The sequence below is a fragment of the Arthrobacter sp. 9AX genome, assembly GCF_902506095.1.
Taxonomy (GTDB): Bacteria; Actinomycetota; Actinomycetes; order Actinomycetales; family Micrococcaceae; genus Arthrobacter.
Genome location: NZ_LR733293.1, coordinates 3,900,969 through 3,917,352 on the forward strand (window position 1 = coordinate 3,900,969; position 16,384 = coordinate 3,917,352).

The window sequence follows — 16,384 nt, forward strand, 5'->3', positions numbered from 1 at the left end:
ATAGGGGGCCGGAAGTGACCCGGACCTGATGAGGAAAGCGGACGACGGCGGGTGCGCACCCGCCGTCGTCCGCTCTTCTTTGGTGCCTATGAGCTGAAGGGGACTTTCTCCCAGCTCAGGATGTCGCCGCCCTGGGCGCCGTTCCCGGCAACGGTGAACCGGACGTAGTTGGTGGCGTCGTTGGAGCCGTCCACCTGGAGCGGGTCGAGGTAGAGGCTTTCGAGGGTGACGCCTTGCTTGGCGTCCGCGAGGTCGTGGGCCACGCGCAGTTCGCCGTCCACCAGCCAGACGTCCGCCTCGACGCTGGTGAAGCCATGCTCCAGGGCGTCAAACAGCGGGCGGTCGTGCTCATAGTCGTTGTGGGCGTCGGTGCCGGCAAGGGGTTGGCCGACGACGACGGGCGCAGGTTTGGATGCCTCGGCCTGGGCTTGGGCGGGGGCTATGGCTGTCCCGGCCAGGGAGGCGAGGACGGCGACGGCGGCGACGGCGGCGACGGCGGCGAGGGTGCTTTTCACGAACACGGGAGTACTCCTGGTACCTCGGGGATGCCTGCCCGGCTGTGGGGTGTGCCGGGGCAGAAGGGGTGCGTGAAAAGACTGCTGGCCGAGGGAGAACGGTAGAGAGCGTGGGGGTTTACTGTAGGTGAACCCCTTACACACAAAGCGGACCACGGCGCAGCGATGATTCAAACCCGACATTGCGCCATGGTCGTAGGCTACTAAGGAGGCCGGACAATGAGGACGGCCTCGGGCCTCGAAGGGGACATCGAGTGGACAGTAGTGCCGGTTACTGGTTCTTGAGTGGTGCTGAGCGGGGGCATGCCGCCACCAGCGTGCACGCGGGGGGCGAGGAATCGCCGGCCTGGTCGGAGGGAAATCTCGTGCGGCCTCTGGTTCATGGCGCAACCTACTTCGCGCGGCTGCAGGAAGAGCTGTCGGCACTGCAACCGGGTGACCGTGTATGGTTCACCGACTGGCGTGGCGACGGCGACGAGCGGCTCACGGCGGACGGACCCACGATCGGTGAGCTGCTGGCCCGGCTGGCCCGGGCCGGCGTAGAGGTGCGCGGCCTGATCTGGAGATCCCATGGCGAGCGGATCTCGGCCCCGATGAGCAACCGGTCCAATGAACTCCTGAGCCGCCAGATCAATGATGCCGGTGGTGAGGTGCTGTTGGATCAGCGGGTGCGCCTCTTCGGTTGCCATCACCAGAAGCTGGTGGTCATCCGCCGCCGTGACGACCCCTCGCGGGACGTGGCGTTCGTGGGCGGAATCGACCTCTCGCACGGCCGCCGGGACGACGCCGACCATGCGGGAGATCCGCAGGCGGTGGACATGGATCCCCGGTACGGGAAACAGCCCCCGTGGCACGATGCCGCACTGGAACTGCGCGGCCCGGTGGTGGCGGATGTGCTGGAGTTGTTCGCGGAACGGTGGAATGACCCCCATCCCCTGGACCGCCGCACACCGTACCGGATGCTGCTGCAGCGCCTGGCCGATATGCCCCGGCACCCCCAACCCCTGCCGGAGACGGCGCCGCCACCGCCACCGGCCGGCCCCCATGCCGTGCAGCTGCTGCGCACCTACGGTGTGAAGCACCCGCCGTTCCCGTTCGCGCCGGGCGGTGAGCGGAGCGTTGCCCGGGCCTACACCAAGGCCTTCGGCCAGGCCCGCTCGCTGATCTATATCGAGGACCAGTACCTGTGGTCCTCGGAGGTGGCCGACGGAATCGCTGCGGCCCTCGAACAGAACCGGGAGTTGAACGTCATCGCCGTCGTGCCCCGCTACCCGGACTCGGACGGTCCGCTCGGAGGGCCGCCCAAGCGGGTGGGGCAGCTGCGCGCCATCGAAAGGATGCGGCGCGTTGCCCCGGACCGGTTCGGCGTCTTCAATTTGGAGAACAAGGCCGGGACTCCGATCTATGTGCACGCCAAGATCTGCATCATCGATGACACCTGGTTCACCATCGGGTCGGACAACTTCAACCGCCGGTCCTGGACCACGGACAGCGAGCTTACCTGCGCGGTCTTCGACACCAGTGCGGGTACTGATGCTTCCCGCTCGCTGGCCCACTCACTCCGGCTCCAGCTCTGGGCCGAACACCTGGGCCTGGACCAGACGGATCCCCAGCTCAACGATCCGGCAGCCGGGCTCGGCCTGTGGAAGGCCACCGCCGGCGCCCTGGACCAGTGGCACAAAACCGGAGGGAGCCCGGACCGCCCGAGGGGACAAGTGCGGCAGCACAATCCGCAACCGGTGCCGCGGCTCCAGCGGCTCTGGGCGAACCCGGTCAACCGCCTTCTGGTGGACCCGGACGGCCGCCCCCGCAAGATGCGCGGCACCACCGAGTTCTAGGCAAGGACAAGGCAAGAGGGAGGCAATAAGGCTGACGTCCCTGCCTGCCCCCTCCTCAAAAGGAAGCGGACGACGGCGGGACCTCCCGCCGTCGTCCCGCTTTTCTTTTGCTTGGGTGATTAGGCCTTGCGGCCGGCCCGGTGCCGCAGGTGCTGCACGGCGCTGAGGGCGAGGGCGGCGGCCAGGACCAGGTAGAGCGTTATGGTGATGGGGCTGTCCACCAGGATGCCCAGATCCCCTTCGGAGACTGCGAGGGCACGGCGGAGTTCGGTTTCTGCCATGGGCCCGAGAATTACCGCAATCAGTACGGGTGCCAGGGGGACGTTGTAGCGGCGCATCAGGAATCCGACGAGGCCGATGGCGATGAGCAGCCACAGGTCGAGAACTGCGGAGCTGACCGCGTAGACGCCGAGCATGGAGAAGACCGTGATGCCGGCGTACAGGTAATGCTTGGGGATGCTCAACAGCTTGGCCCAGACCGAGGCGAACGGAATATTGATCATCACCAGGATCACAAGGCCGATGAACAATGAAGCCAACAGGGCCCAGACCAAGTCACCGCTCCGTTCGAAGAGCAGGGGCCCTGGCTGCATTCCGTACTGCTGGAACGCCGCAAGCATGATGGCGGCTGTGGCTGATACCGGCAGCCCCAAGGCAAGCAGCGCTCCCATGGCAGTGCCGGCGGTGGCGTTCGCGGCCGCTTCCGGCGCGGCCAGGCCGCGGATTGAGCCGGTGGTACCGAACTCCGGATCGTTCCTGCGTTTGGCCAACTGCTTTTCGGTGCCGTACGCCAGGAAGGTGGGCACTTCGGCGCCGCCGGCAGGGATCAGCCCGAACGGAACGCCGAACGCGGTGCCGCGCAACCATGCGGGCAGTGCCTTCCTGAAATCGGCCAGGCCCAAGCGGGCACGACCCTTGGTGTGGATACGGGTGACTACAGGGTCCCGGTGGATGCGGGAGGCGATATGAAAGACCTCGCCGAGGGCCAGGAGCCCGACGGTGATGACGATGACGGAGATCCCGTCGAAGAGCTGGGGGGCACCCAGGGTGAAACGTGCGGTGCCACTCGGGCCGTCAATGCCCACGAGGGCCAGGGCGAGGCCGATGCCGAGGGCTGCGATGCCGCGGATCACGGATTCGGACACGACGGCGGAGATGGCCAGGAAGGCGAATACTGCCAAGGCGAAGTACTCGGCCGGGCCGAAGACCGTGGCCATCTTGACCAGGGTTGGCGCGAAAAACACCACGAGGGTTGTGGCGATCAGCCCTCCGATGAATGCGCCGATTGCGCAGGTGGCCAGAGCCTTGGCGGCCTGTCCGCTCTTGGCCATGCGGTGGCCCTCGAACGTGGACGCAATGGCGGAGGAGTGGCCTGGAGTGTTGAGCAGGATCCCGGAGGTGGAGTCGCCGAAGAGCCCACCGAAGTAGATGCCGGCGAACATGATGAAGGCTGCAGTGGGCTCGAGTGAAAAGGTGATGGGCAGCAGCAGAGCGACTGCCATGGCGGAGCCCAGCCCGGGGACGACGCCGACCGCAGTGCCAAGGAGGGCGCCGATCAGCACCCAGAGGAGGTTCATGGGTGTCAGGGCGTTGGCGAAGCCGCCCATAAGGAGTTCGAGTTGTTCCATTAGAGGATTCCCCCTACCAGGCCGGAGGGCAGGTTGAGGCCCAGGGCGGCGCCGAAGGCCAGTTGGATGATGGATGAAAAGAGCAGGCCGACACCGGCATCGAAGATCGGGCGGCGGCTGCCGAGGGCGTAGGCGACGAGGCAGAACAGCGCTGCGGCGCTGATGATCCAGCCCAGCGGTTCCAGCAGCAGGACAAAGGCCACCACGCCTCCAACCAGCAGGCCGACGGTGCGCCAATCGGAATAGGTCTTCCATGTCTTGCCGGGGGTTTGGGCTGGCGCGTCTTCGTACGCGGCGCCTTCTTCCTTCCCCAGGTGGCCGAGATCGTGCAACATGTCAGCGGAGAACTGGCCATGCCCGGGGTGGATGGTGTTGTCCGGGACGTTCGGTGTGCGAAGGATGTGGATGGCCAGCAGCGTCGCGGCCAGGTACAGGACGATGCACACCAGGATGGGGAAGAACTGCGGCCCCGGGGCAGATTTGCCCTGCACGTTCATTGTGGCTGTGCCGATGGTGAGGAAGATGGCAACTGCGTAGAGCAGGGCTACGACAACCAATTCGCTGCGGCCGGTTCTGAAACTGGGCTTCGGTTTGCCGTGGGGCCCCGTGGTGGATCCTGCGTCGGGTTGGTGCTGGGTGATGCTCATAGGCCGAGGTCCTTTACGATTTCTTGGGCCGTTGCAACTTCTTTGGTGATGAACTGCTCGAATTCCTCACCGGTGGAAAATGTGTCCGTCCAACTGTTGCGTTTCAGGGCTTCCTGCCAGTGATTGGTGCTTCGCATCTCGGTGATGATCTTGATGAATTCCGCCTTCGCCTCTTCGGTTGTTCCGGGTGCGGCAACGAAACCGCGCCAGTTGGACATTGCCGCGTCGACGCCCTGTTCTTTGAAGGTGGGAACGTCAACGCCTTCCAGCCGCTCCGGCGACGAAATGGCAAGTGCCCGCAGGGTTCCCGCTTCGATCTGGTCCCTGACCTCGTTGTAGCCGGACATCCCGGCGGCAGTAGTGTGGGACAGCAGGGAGGTCAGCGCCTCGCCGCCTCCGGAATAGGCGATGTAGTTAACGTCCCTCGGATCAATCCCGACCGTCTTAGCCACCATGGCGCTGAGAAGGTGGTCGATGGAGCCCAGGGAACCGCCTCCGATCGAGGTTCCTCCCGGGTCTTTTTTCCAGGCATCCAGGAAGTCATTCAGCGTCTGGAACTGCGAGTCGGCCGGAACCACCAGGGACGCGTAGTCATCGGCCATGCGGGCAATGGGAACAACGTCGGCCATCGACTCCGGGTTGTCGCCCAGTTCAATGGCCCCCACCATCACTCCACCGGTCACCAGGAGTGCGTCTTCGCGTCCGGGGGTTTGTACGAACTGGCTCAGACCGATTGTTCCGCCGGCTCCTGGGACGTTGACCACCTGCGGGTTGTTGACGACGCCGTCGCTCTTCAGGGCCTGCTGCCCTTCACGGGCGAAACCGTCCCAGCCGCCACCAGGTGCCGCCGGGGCAATCAGGGTGAGCTTATTTCGTGCGGTACTCGTTCCACCGGCAGTGCCGGCGTTCACGAATGCAAGCGCAGCCACGACTGCCACGACCAGGCCGAACAGGGCATTGCGTAGGGGATTCTTCATATTTCTCGTTCCGTAACGACGTTGTTGGGCGGTGCGAAAGTAACTTGCCGGGCCAAGGTTGAGGCGCAGTAGGGGAAACAGGCGCGGCATGCGCACGGATACCTTTGTACACAATGAAATACATTTATATCTGTGATGGTCCTCACCCGCAAGCCGCTTCACCTAAAACGCCTCTTGCGTACATTGGATACGCTTGTATACAGTCGAGTGCAACAGCAACGGAGGGACTAAAAATGTCTAACGGAAATGGGTCGGCGCCTCAAGGCATGGAGGCTGTTGACGTAGTAGTGGTTGGCGGCGGGAACGCAGGATTCACCGCAGCACACGCAGCCGCGGTCCGCGGACGCAAAGTGGTGCTGCTTGAAAAGGGCAGTGAAGACTTGGCTGGCGGCAACAGCTTCTACACCGCCGGCGCCACACGCATCGCCCACAGTGGCCTCTCTGATCTAGTGGACTGGGTGGAACCTGACGAGCGGCACGGCCGCACTGAAGTTCCGCCCTACTCAGCCGAGGAATACGCCGCCGACCTTGCCAAGGTCACGGAAGGCCGGAACGACCCGGAACTGACGAAGGTTCTGGTGGAGGAATCCCAGCCCACGCTGCGTTGGCTCAACAGCCTGGGCCTGAAGTACCGCCTCATGTACGAGCGCCAGGCCTTCGAACGTCCTGATGGCTCGTACCTGTTCTGGGGCGGACTCCACGTCGGCAACGTCGGCGGAGGCGAAGGCTTGATGGAGGACCACACCCGGGTAGCCGCAGAGCTGGGCATCGATGTCCGGTACAGCCATGCAGCAAAAGGCCTCATCGTTGAGGACGGGCGCGTGGTTGGCATCGTCACCGATTCGCCCTCGGGGGAACTGTCATTGCGCGCCGAATCCGTCATCCTCACGGCAGGAGGTTTCGAATCCGATCCTCAGCTGCGCAGGGAACATCTGGGCGAAGGCTGGGAAAACGCCAAGGTCAGGGGCACACCGAACAACACGGGCGACATGATCGCCGCCGCCCTTAAGATCGGCGCAGCACGGGGAGGCGACTGGGGAACGTGCCACAGTGTTCAGTGGGACGCCTTTACCGCCACGAACGAGAGCAACCGCGAACTTACCAACCGGTTGACCCGCCAGAGCTACCCGTTTGGAATCATCGTCAATACCAACGGTGAACGGTTCCTGGATGAAGGGGCCGACTTCCGGAACTATACGTACGCGAAGTATGGCAAGGAGATCCTGAAGCAGCCCGGATCCGTGGCCTACCAGATTTTTGACGCAACCCTTCGCCCCATGCTGCGCACCGAAGAGTACGACATGCCCGGCATATCAGAGGAAGTGGCCGGCACGCTGGAAGAACTGGCAGCCAAGATAGGCGTCGATCCCGAAAAGCTGTCAAAGACTGTCACGGACTTCAACAACTCAATCGACCGCAGCATCGCTTTCGATCCCAATATCAAAGACGGGCGCTCTGCCGCCACACAGCCGGTGAAGAGCAACTGGGCAGCACCCATCGAAACCGGGCCCTTCTACGCCTACGGTGTCACCTGCGGAATCACCTTCACGTTCGGCGGCATCAAATCAGACACGCATGGCAGGGTTCTCGACGGCCAGGGTAAGCACATCCAGGGCCTGTACGTGGCAGGCGAAATGCTCGGCGGCCTGTTCAGCGCCAACTATCCGGGAGGCAGCGGACTTGCTGCCGGATGCGTCTTCGGCCGGCGGGCAGGAACCCTGGCGTAAAGTTTGCTTCGAACCCGCCGCCCCTGCGCTACGAGTACGAAGCACAGCCCATATTCTTCAAGGACCAGTCAAGTGACGGATACAGCATCAACCCCACGAGCGGATGGCGAGAGCATCTTCCTGGCATTGCGGGGCGAGATCCTGTCCGGAGTCCACCAGCCCGGCACAGCCATTCGTGAAACATCACTTGCCGAACGCTTCGGAGTCTCCCGGACCCCGGTCCGGGAGGCGCTGTCCCGCCTCCAGCAGGAGCGTCTCCTTGAACGGGTGGCCAGGGGGCTGCAGGTTCCGCAGGTAGACCCCCAACAAGTCATTCAGATCTATGACATGCGGATACTTCTTGAAGAGGAAGCGGCCCGTCAAGCAGCCAAGTCCCGCCAGTTCCCGGACCTCATGAGGCTTGAGGCCCTGCTCCAGCGAGACCGGCAGCTTGAGGATCCTGATGACCACACCAGGATCACCACAAACCTGGAGTTCCATGCCGCCGTCTGGAGCTCCGCCCACAATGGGGTTCTTCAGGACCTGCTGGACCGCCTGTCCACGCACCTGATCCACGCGCCGCGGTCCACACTGTCTACCGGAAACCGCTGGACGGAATCCCTTGACGAACACGAAGCCCTGATACGAGCCATCGAACAGCAGGACAGCGACGCCGCCGGCAAAATTGCCAGAAAGCACATGGAAACGGCGCGTGCCCTGCGTCTGCAGCTTCTCCGGGAGACAGCCCTGCAGCATCCGCTGACAAGCCACCGTTCCCAGCGGTAGCCACCAGCGCAGAAGCCGTCGACGGCACAACTATTTCCCCGACCGCCGGATCCGTTCCGGCATGCGTGGGCCCTAATCCTGCATGCCTTCGCAACAGCAACCCGAAAGTCGGGCGCAGGACAAGGCCGGCGCGAGGGAGGCGGGGTGGCCGAAAGGCCTCCCCACCTCCTCCATACAAAAGGAAGCGTACGACGGCGGGACCTCCCGCCGTCGTACGCTTTGCTTTGTTGCCTTCTTACTGAGGGGATTGCGACGCAAGGAGGCCGAGCGCCAGGACCGCTGCCGCCGTCGTCATTTTGATGATCTTTGAAGGCATGGGGCGGGTGAACCGGAAGGAACCAAGACTGCGTGCGTGTCTGGTTCCTCAGCGACCGCCCGTAGCTTCCATTCGCTGTCCTTCTGCCTTTCGGACGGTAATGAAGGTGAGTGCTCCAAAAGCGATTCCAAAAACGACCAATCCAATGGCGCCGGAAATCGACATGCCGTGATTTTAGGAAGGGCTTATAGCCCAATTGAGGTGGTGCCATGTATTTTATTGCTTCATCAGCTTGGTTAAATGCTGCCCTGCTGTGGCAGCAACCGACAGTCTTATAGGGGACAGATGGAGTTCGCAGAAAAGCTTTCCGCTTTGGCAGCAAAGGTGCGCCAGCAGCGGGATGTGATCCAAACAGAAGAGGCAACGAAGAACGCATTCGTGATGCCGTTCATCTCCACAATTCTCGGTTATGACGTTTTCAACCCCTTGGAAGTCGTACCCGAGTTCATTGCCGACGTGGGGCTCAAGAAAGGCGAGAAGATCGACTATGCGATCGTCAAGGACGGCGAAGTCCAGATCCTGATCGAGTGCAAGAAATCGACGGAGCCCGTAAAAATTGAGCACGCGTCCCAGCTTTTCAGGTACTTTGCCGTGACCAACGCTCGAATTTCAATTCTCACCAACGGTGAGGTCTACCAGTTTTTCACGGACCTGGATGCGCCCAACCGGATGGATGCGAAGCCTTTCCTCGTGCTCGATCTGAACGACATCGACCAATCACTGATCCCGGAACTGCAAAAACTGTCCAAGGACGTCTTCGACCTTGATTCAATAATCAGCGCAGCAGGCGAACTGAAATATATCGGTGAACTGAAGAGGACTCTGGCCGTGCAGTTCAAGCAGCCTGAGGATGAATGGGTCAAGTTCCTGACCGGGCGCGTTTACCCGGGCCCCTACACGCAAAAGGTGCGGGAACAGTTCACCGCCCTGGTGTCCAAGGCGTCAAAGCAGTTCCTGAATGATCAGGTCAACGAACGGCTGAAGAAAGCGCTCGGCGCACCCGGCTTCCCGCAGAACGAAGAAACCGCCGTGGCTGCAAGCGTCACCAGCGCTCCCGTCGCCGAAGCAGACCTTGCCGAGGCTGATGGCTTGGAGACAACCTTGGAAGAAATCGAGGGCTACCAGATCGTGCGGGCCATAGTGTGCAGCGAGGTTAAGCCAGCCCGTGTAGTGCAACGCGACGCCAAGTCATACTTCGCAGTTCTACTGGACGACAACAACCGCAAGCCGATTGCGCGCCTGCACTTCAACCGGACGCAGAAGTACATTGGGATCTTCGACGAGAACAAGGAAGAAACCCGCGTACCAATCGGCTCGTTGGAGGAGATCTACGAACACACCGAAGCGCTGCGCGCGAGCGTCAAGAGCTACCTGCAGCCCCAGTCGTGATCGAATCCGACGAACAAACCCGCACAGGGGGCGCCGGTGATATCGGGCTTTGGTAAAAGGGACTCTTCGCGTCTGCCTGCCAATGGCCACGACATTCCAGGCGTGAGGCGTTCGCCGAGCGGTCGTATCCCCCAGTGGGCGATTGACGAGGCGCTCGGCAAGCTTGAGAATCCCGAGCCCTGGCGGGCGGCGCCCACACAAATTGCCGGAAAGAGGCCTGGCTTCCGGACGACCAAGGCACGGCGCACCCGTAAGTGGAGATCAGGGGTGGCCACGGTTCTGGGCCTCGGGCTCGTCGTCGGACTCTATTTCACGCCGCCACTGTTCGATCGGTACATCTTGCCGCAGGCACTGCCCCACTTGCCCGGCTCTGATGTCCCGCCGCCCGGTTTTGAAGCCGGTACGTCTCCGCTTGGTGTCCCTCCTGCCAACAACGGCTCTACGGCGTATGTCCTGCAGGAGTCACCCGACGCGGACCAGCCGTTTGTGGCCTACGACCCGTGCCGTCCCATCCATTACGTCGTCCGGCCGGATCTGGCGCCACCCGGCACGGACCAGCTAATACAGGAGGCAGTGTCCGCCGTTTCCGCTGCTTCCGGACTGCAATTCGTGTATGACGGGATCACGGCCGAAGCGCCTGCGGAGGATCGAGAGGCTTACCAGCCTGATCTCTACGGCAAAAAATGGTCACCGGTCCTGATTTCGTGGTCCACACCGGAAGAGGTACCTGACCTGGCGGGAAGAATTGCAGGAACGGGCGGCAGCGCCTCGATCAAGGTTCCGGGTGAGCCTTATGTGTATGTCACTGGCCAGGTACAGCTCGACGCGCCGGGTCTGACAGAAACAATGGCCTTCCCGAATGGTCACGCTTTGGTTCGGGCCATCATTATGCATGAATTGGCGCACGTTCTCGGTTTGGACCACGTGAACGATCCCACGCAGCTGATGTATGAAGAGAACAGCGGGAAACTGGACTTCGGCGACGGCGACCGTGCTGGGCTTGCGCTGCTGGGAACCGGCAAGTGCGTCCCGCGTTTATGAAGGACGGCCAGCGCCAAAGAGGCTCTGCCAGTACCCGTTTCAGCAGGGACTCCCTGAGGCGTCCGGAAAGGCGTTGACTGGAGGAAGACCCGGCACATCGGCGTCGGCAGGACGATCAACGGCAAGGGAGACATGATGCATACACGAACACTTGGGCAGGGTCTGCAGGTTTCAGCCATCGGCCTTGGCTGCATGGGCATGTCGCAGAGTTACGGCCCCAACCCCGGGGACCGCCACGCCATGATCGGTGTGCTCCGCGACGCTGTGGAGGTCGGAGTCAACTTCTTCGACACCGCCGAGGTGTACGGCCCGTTCGTCAACGAGGAACTCGTCGGCGAAGCACTCGCGCCTGTCCGGGACCAGGTGGTCATCGCCACCAAGTTCGGGTGGCGGATCGAGAACGGCAAGTCAGTGGGGCTCGACAGTTCGCCCGAGCGGATCAAACGCGTCGCAGAGGAGTCGCTGCGCCGGCTGTGCGTCGATACGCTCGACCTCTTCTACCAGCACCGCGTGGACCCCAATGTGCCGATCGAAGAGGTGGCCGGCGCCGTGGGCGAGCTGGTCCAGGCCGGCAAGGTCCGCCACTTCGGGTTGTCGGAAGCCTCGGCCGCGACCATCCGCGCCGCACATGCTGTCTTTCCGGTGACAGCCGTCCAGAGTGAATACTCGCTGTGGACACGGGACCCGGAGCCTGAAGTGCTGCCAACGCTGGCGGAACTGGGGATCGGATTTGTGCCCTTCAGCCCGCTCGGCAAGGGCTTCCTCACCGGAGCGGTGGACACGGCGACTCAATTCTCCGAGGGTGACGTCCGCGGCACCATCCCGCGTTTTTCACCCGAGAACCGTGCCGCTAACCACGCGCTGGTGGAGCACGTCGCGGAACTGGCCGCCGCCAAAAACGCCACGCCCGGCCAGATCGCGCTGGCGTGGTTGCTGGCGCAGCAGCCGTGGATTGTGCCGATCCCCGGGACCCGCCGGCGCGAGCGCCTCGAGGAGAACGCAGCCGCCACCGCTGTTGCATTGTCCGCCGACGAAGTGGCTGACCTCAACGCTGTCGCCGCCCGGATCGGCGTGCAGGGAAACCGCTACAACGATCTGCATATGGGTCTCGTGGGGCGATGACCTGCCTGACTGTTTAGTCTTCAAACAGAAAGCGGACGACGGCGGGAGGTCCCGCCGTCGTCCGCTTTCCGTTTGTCAGCTGTCGCCTCCCAGCGGATGCCGGCACGTCTAGAACTGCCCGGTGGGGCCGCTGTCCTGGACTTCGCCGCGCCAGCCGCCGGTTTCGGTGCCGCGCGATTCGATGAAGTCCTTGAACTTCCGCATGTCGGCTTTTACCTGCATCTCGTCGATCTTCAGTGCCGCGCCTGCTTTTTCAGTGACGGTTTCGGGCGCCCATTCGAAGTGGACCTTGACCTTCGTGTGGCTGGCATCGAGCGGCGTAAACCTGACGATGCCGGCATGGGACTTGCCGTCGGTGCTGCGCCAGGCGATCCGGTCGTCCGGCTCCTGGTCAACAATCTCAGTATCGAATTCGCGCTGGACGCCACCCACCTTGGTCACCCAGTGGTTGGTGGTATCGGTCAGCTGGGTTACGGATTCCACCCCGGACATGAACTGCGGAAAGGATTCGAACTGGGTCCACTGGTTGTACGCGGTCCGCACCGGGACAGCAACTTCAACTGTCTCTTCAACGTGTTCCATCTGCTTCCTCCTCGTGACGGACGGCCGCAACAGCGGACCGGCAGCACTGGCCATCCTGCCGGTCAGGCAGCCGCCACCTTTTCACGATAAATCCGCCCGCTGCCGGGGTCCAGACCCTAGGAATTGCCAGGACGTCGGCGCCGGCGCCCCACCACAGCGGCCGCTCTAACGTCACACAAGCCGACGGCATCCCGCTGAAGATGGGCAACGCCCTACTCTTGACAGGTGACTTTGACTAAGATCCGCACCGCCGCCCCGAGCTCCCTCGCCGCCGCCGGTCTCCTGTTCAGCCTCGCCGCGTGTTCCGCGCCGGCCACCACCCAGCCCACTGCCTCCACGCCGGCGTCCTCCTCCGCTGCTGCCTCCCCCAGCGCTTCCGACGGTCCGTGCACCGGTGTGAAGGTCATCGTCGATTCCGGCGCCCTGAAGCAGGCTGCCGCCGACAAGTCCGTGTGCGTTCCTGTGGACGCCCCGACTGCCGCTTCCAAGGTCCTCGAAGAAGCCGACGTGAAGACCGTGGGCACCACCCAGTACCCCAATGAACTGGTGTGCCGCGTGAACGGCGTTCCCGCCGCAGACTTCGAGATCAAGCACAAGGGCGGCACCTACAAGGAAGAATGCGCCGGCATGCCCGCCGCCTTCGCCTACTGGTCCCTCTGGACCAAGCCGGCCTCCGGTGACTGGGCCTACGCCCAGGAAGGCCTCGCCACCCTTCAGGTGAAGCCCGGAGAGAGCCTGGAACTGCTCTACACCGTTGACGGCGAACCGGCCGCTCCCAAGGCATGACCTTTCGACCCGCGCCGCTGCGCGCCGGCATTGCTCTCGCCGTCGTGTTCGTCGCGGCGCGGGTCGTCTACCGCGTCCTTTTCAACGGGGCGGGCATCGGCTCGCCCATCCTGCTCGACCTCCCGGCCATGCGGCTCCCGGCACCGTACGCCCACGTGGTCTTCCTCGGTCCGGTCACCGGGCCCGGGCTGTGGGCGGCGGTCCTGTCCGCCCTGCCGCTTGCCGGACTGTTCATCGCGTTCGGCTTGCTCAACGCTTGGGTGGACGTTGGCCGCGGCTTTGTGCACCTGGCCCGTCGAGGACCTCTGCAGGGCATAGCCCGGATGCTCGTGGTGGCATGGGCGGCACTGCCGGCACTGGCCGACGCCGTCACCTCCGTCCGCCTGGCGTTCCGTTTGCGGGGCGAAAAGGTTGGCCCCCGCGCCCTGGTGCCCGTGCTCGAACGCACCCTTGAACACGCCAGCCGCGTTGCCGCCGCCTTGGAGCTGCGCGGCTTCGGGAGCCGGGCCTCACAGCAGCCCGGCCAACATCCCGAAGCTCCAGTCCTCATCCGGGGCGCACAATTCAGGATCGGTGACGCGGCCGTCCGCGTCGCGGGGTTCACGCCGTCCAGCGGAACCATCACGGTCATCACCGGGCCAACAGGCTCCGGCAAATCAACTGTCCTGCGCGGTATTGCCGGCCTGCTCTCGCACGTTGACGGCGGCGAACTCTCCGGCACCGTGCGCGTCGCCGGAGCGGACCGGGCGGCCACCCCGCCGCGCGTCACCGCCCGCCACGTCGGCGTCGTCCTGCAGAATCCCCGGGCCGCCTTCGCCAGCATGCGCGTCCAGGACGAGATCTCCCTCGCCCTTGAGCTGCGCGGCCTGCCCTCCGCCGCCATTAAGGCGCGCGTACTGGCGGTCGCCGACCGGATTGGCGTGACCGCGTTGCTGGACCGGAACCTCAGCACCCTCTCCGCCGGTGAGGCCACGCTCGTCGCCATTGCCGCCGCGGTGGTGGACCATCCTGCCCTGCTCCTGGCGGACGAGCCGCTGGCCGACCTCGACACCGCGGCCCGCGCACGCGTTATCGCTGTACTGGATGCCCTGGCCCGCGATTCCGGAGTCTGCGTCATCGTTGCCGAGCACCGTGCGGAAGCGCTCGTCCCGATAGCCGGTTCCTGGTGGACCATCAGCGACGGTGCCCTGGTGCCGGGCAGCGCGCCCTCCCCTTCTGCCCCGGTCAAGATCCCCGAACCGCCGGCAGAACCAGTGGACGTCCCACTCGTGCTGGAGGCGGCAAACATCGCCGTGCACCGCAAGGGCCAGCCGCTCGTGCGCGACGCGACCCTCACCCTGCACCGCGGCGAGGTGGTGGCCCTGGTGGGTCCGAACGGGGCCGGGAAGTCATCCCTATTGGTGGCGCTTGCGTTGGGCGAGGGCAGCGGTGAGGGGACGGGAAGCCTCAGAACGTACGACGGCGGCACGGACGGCCGCGGCCGGGTCGCCCTGGTGCCGGATGCCTCGGACGACCTCTTCACCCGCGACACCGTCGCGGGTGAACTCCGCGCCGCCGAGCGGCGCCAGGCCCGCCGAAAGGGCGCAACGCCTGCGCCCGGTTCGGCGGCGTCACACCTGGCCCGTCTTCGGGGAGACGCGATTCCCATCGGGACCGAGCATCCCCGGGACCTTTCCGCAGGAGAGCGCAGGATCCTCGCAATCGCGCTGCAGACCATGGACGATCCACAGGTGCTCCTCATCGATGAGCCCACGCGCGGCCTCGATCCTGCCGCACGCAGGGCAGTCTCCGCGGCACTCCGGGCCGCTGCGGACGCCGGCGCGGCAGTCCTGATCGCCACGCACGACCGCACTTTTGCCCACGGCCTCGGCGCCCGGATCCTGCCGATGAGTAACGGCGTCGCGCCCTCTTTCGAGACGGAAGCCAGCAAGGCTGACGTCGTCCCTGCACAGCCCGCCACAGCACCTCGCGTCGCGGCACCGGGATTCACCGACCAACCATTCGACGCCCACGGGCCGGAAAGAAAACACCGCCTTCGGATGCCCCGCGGTGTGGAACTCGCCGTCCTCGCAACCGCGAACATCCTGGCCCTCGGCGCCTTCTGCTGGCCGCTGCTCGCCGCCGCCCTCCCGCAGGATGCCGCCGCGGCACTCCCCTACGCGGCGCTGGCTATCGCACCCGTTGCCGTGGTGGCCATCGTGGTGTCCCTGGACGGATCGGTGAGCTCGGCACACACGGTGGCACTGCTCGGTGTCCTGGCTGCGGTAGGTTCCGCGGTGCGGGTGGCGAGCACCGGCGTCGGGGGCGTCGAAGCAGTCTTTATCCTGCTGATCCTGGCCGGGCGCGCGTTCGGTGCCCGCTTCGGTCTGCTGCTCGGGGCCGGGACCATCGCCGTGTCCAGTGCCTTGTGGGGCGGCATAGGGCCGTGGACGCCGTTCCAGATTTTTGCCTGCGCGTGGGTGGGCGCGGGCGCCGGCCTGCTCCCCCGCCGGGTCCGGGGCAAGGCCGAACTGTGGATGCTGTGCGGCTACGGCGTCGTGGCGTCGTACCTGTTCGGCCTGCTGACCAACCTGTGGTTCTGGCCCTTTGCGGTGGGCGCCGGCACGGGCATCTCCTACGTGCCGGGCGCGCCGCTGGGTACCAACCTGAGCAGTTTCCTGCTCTACTCGCTGGTGACGTCGACGGCGGGCTGGGACACCCTGCGCGCCATCACCACCATCATTGGCATCGCGGTGGTGGGCAGGGCCATCCTCGCCGCACTCCGGCGGGTGAAGCCGGTCTCCAGCGCGGGCGGGCAAACCGGGACAGCCCACTCCGCCCAGGCCAGGGACCGGCTTCAACTCGAAGTCTGAGAACGCCCCACACCATCGCGTGGTCCGCCTGGTTCACAGCCCGGTCCTGGCCAAAGGGGGTTCCCGTTGGGGGACAAAATAGGGGCGGAATAGGGGGCAGTCAACGGCCACATCGTCGCTCTGCAGGCATAGTCTGGGCCAACGTTTCCGATTTTTTGTCCTCTAGCGAGGTCCCTTGTCCGGCCCGTCAAGGGCGTCA

At 64.5% G+C, this 16,384-nt stretch carries 13 protein-coding genes; 8 read left to right on the forward strand and 5 right to left on the reverse strand.

Annotated elements, in window-relative coordinates; all coding sequences use genetic code 11:
* Positions 1-86: 86 nt before the first annotated feature.
* Positions 87-521, reverse strand: coding sequence for a PI-PLC domain-containing protein (locus BACI348_RS18125; protein WP_442858511.1), 435 nt, complete (start codon positions 519-521; stop codon positions 87-89).
* 359 nt (positions 522-880) lie between these two features.
* Here BACI348_RS18125 and BACI348_RS18130 point away from each other — a divergent pair, with 359 nt between their 5' ends.
* On the forward strand, positions 881-2,353 hold the full coding sequence (locus BACI348_RS18130) for a phospholipase D family protein (RefSeq protein ID WP_236557626.1): 1,473 nt from the start codon (positions 881-883) through the stop codon (positions 2,351-2,353).
* Between the two features lie 119 nt (positions 2,354-2,472).
* Here the strand turns inward: BACI348_RS18130 and BACI348_RS18135 are convergent, their stop codons facing one another.
* The 3 genes from BACI348_RS18135 to BACI348_RS18145 are packed head-to-tail and all read right to left on the reverse strand — an operon-like array spanning position 2,473 to position 5,605.
* Positions 2,473-3,981, reverse strand: a complete 1,509-nt coding sequence (locus BACI348_RS18135) for a tripartite tricarboxylate transporter permease (RefSeq protein WP_159828790.1) — start codon at positions 3,979-3,981, stop codon at positions 2,473-2,475.
* On the reverse strand, positions 3,981-4,628 hold the full coding sequence (locus BACI348_RS18140) for a tripartite tricarboxylate transporter TctB family protein (RefSeq protein WP_159828793.1): 648 nt from the start codon (positions 4,626-4,628) through the stop codon (positions 3,981-3,983). The genes BACI348_RS18135 and BACI348_RS18140 overlap by 1 nt, the downstream gene beginning before the upstream one ends.
* Entirely contained in the window at positions 4,625-5,605 is a 981-nt protein-coding gene (locus BACI348_RS18145; protein ID WP_159828796.1) for a Bug family tripartite tricarboxylate transporter substrate binding protein, read from the reverse strand. The genes BACI348_RS18140 and BACI348_RS18145 overlap by 4 nt, the downstream gene beginning before the upstream one ends.
* A 233-nt stretch (positions 5,606-5,838) precedes the next feature.
* On the opposite strand from BACI348_RS18145, the gene tcuA reads away from it, so the two are divergent.
* The 5 genes from tcuA to BACI348_RS18170 all read left to right on the forward strand — a co-directional run bounded on the left by tcuA (position 5,839) and on the right by BACI348_RS18170 (position 11,965).
* Complete coding sequence (gene tcuA / locus BACI348_RS18150; protein ID WP_201298448.1) at positions 5,839-7,332, forward strand: FAD-dependent tricarballylate dehydrogenase TcuA; 1,494 nt, start codon at positions 5,839-5,841, stop codon at positions 7,330-7,332.
* 72 nt (positions 7,333-7,404) lie between these two features.
* Complete coding sequence (locus BACI348_RS18155; RefSeq protein WP_159828799.1) at positions 7,405-8,097, forward strand: GntR family transcriptional regulator; 693 nt, start codon at positions 7,405-7,407, stop codon at positions 8,095-8,097.
* Positions 8,098-8,698: 601 nt separating this feature from the next.
* Entirely contained in the window at positions 8,699-9,802 is a 1,104-nt protein-coding gene (locus tag BACI348_RS18160; RefSeq protein ID WP_159828802.1) for a type I restriction endonuclease, read from the forward strand.
* A 267-nt stretch (positions 9,803-10,069) separates the two neighbouring features.
* Positions 10,070-10,843, forward strand: coding sequence for a matrixin family metalloprotease (locus BACI348_RS18165; RefSeq protein ID WP_236557627.1), 774 nt, complete (start codon positions 10,070-10,072; stop codon positions 10,841-10,843).
* Positions 10,844-10,978: 135 nt separating this feature from the next.
* A complete protein-coding gene (locus BACI348_RS18170) occupies positions 10,979-11,965 on the forward strand; it encodes an aldo/keto reductase (protein ID WP_159828805.1) in 987 nt (328 codons plus the stop codon).
* 108 nt (positions 11,966-12,073) lie between these two features.
* Here the strand turns inward: BACI348_RS18170 and BACI348_RS18175 are convergent, their stop codons facing one another.
* A complete protein-coding gene (locus BACI348_RS18175) occupies positions 12,074-12,547 on the reverse strand; it encodes an SRPBCC family protein (RefSeq protein ID WP_159828808.1) in 474 nt (157 codons plus the stop codon).
* A 225-nt stretch (positions 12,548-12,772) separates the two neighbouring features.
* Between BACI348_RS18175 and BACI348_RS18180 the strand changes: the two genes are divergently transcribed.
* Complete coding sequence (locus BACI348_RS18180) at positions 12,773-13,333, forward strand: hypothetical protein (protein WP_159828811.1); 561 nt, start codon at positions 12,773-12,775, stop codon at positions 13,331-13,333.
* Entirely contained in the window at positions 13,330-16,185 is a 2,856-nt protein-coding gene (locus BACI348_RS18185) for an ATP-binding cassette domain-containing protein (RefSeq protein ID WP_159828830.1), read from the forward strand. Before BACI348_RS18180 ends, BACI348_RS18185 begins: the two co-directional genes overlap by 4 nt.
* Positions 16,186-16,384 lie beyond the last annotated feature (199 nt).

What these genes read in the sequence shown, in the direction of transcription:
- BACI348_RS18135 (WP_159828790.1), bottom strand. Translation starts at nt 3,981, where the DNA reads ATGGAACAACTCGAACTCCTTATGGGCGGCTTCGCCAACGCCCTGACA.
- BACI348_RS18140 (WP_159828793.1), bottom strand. Translation starts at nt 4,628, where the DNA reads ATGAGCATCACCCAGCACCAACCCGACGCAGGATCCACCACGGGGCCC.
- BACI348_RS18145 (WP_159828796.1), bottom strand. Translation starts at nt 5,605, where the DNA reads ATGAAGAATCCCCTACGCAATGCCCTGTTCGGCCTGGTCGTGGCAGTC.
- tcuA (WP_201298448.1), top strand. Translation starts at nt 5,839, where the DNA reads ATGTCTAACGGAAATGGGTCGGCGCCTCAAGGCATGGAGGCTGTTGAC.
- BACI348_RS18160 (WP_159828802.1), top strand. Translation starts at nt 8,699, where the DNA reads ATGGAGTTCGCAGAAAAGCTTTCCGCTTTGGCAGCAAAGGTGCGCCAG.
- BACI348_RS18170 (WP_159828805.1), top strand. Translation starts at nt 10,979, where the DNA reads ATGCATACACGAACACTTGGGCAGGGTCTGCAGGTTTCAGCCATCGGC.
- BACI348_RS18175 (WP_159828808.1), bottom strand. Translation starts at nt 12,547, where the DNA reads ATGGAACACGTTGAAGAGACAGTTGAAGTTGCTGTCCCGGTGCGGACC.
- BACI348_RS18185 (WP_159828830.1), top strand. Translation starts at nt 13,330, where the DNA reads ATGACCTTTCGACCCGCGCCGCTGCGCGCCGGCATTGCTCTCGCCGTC.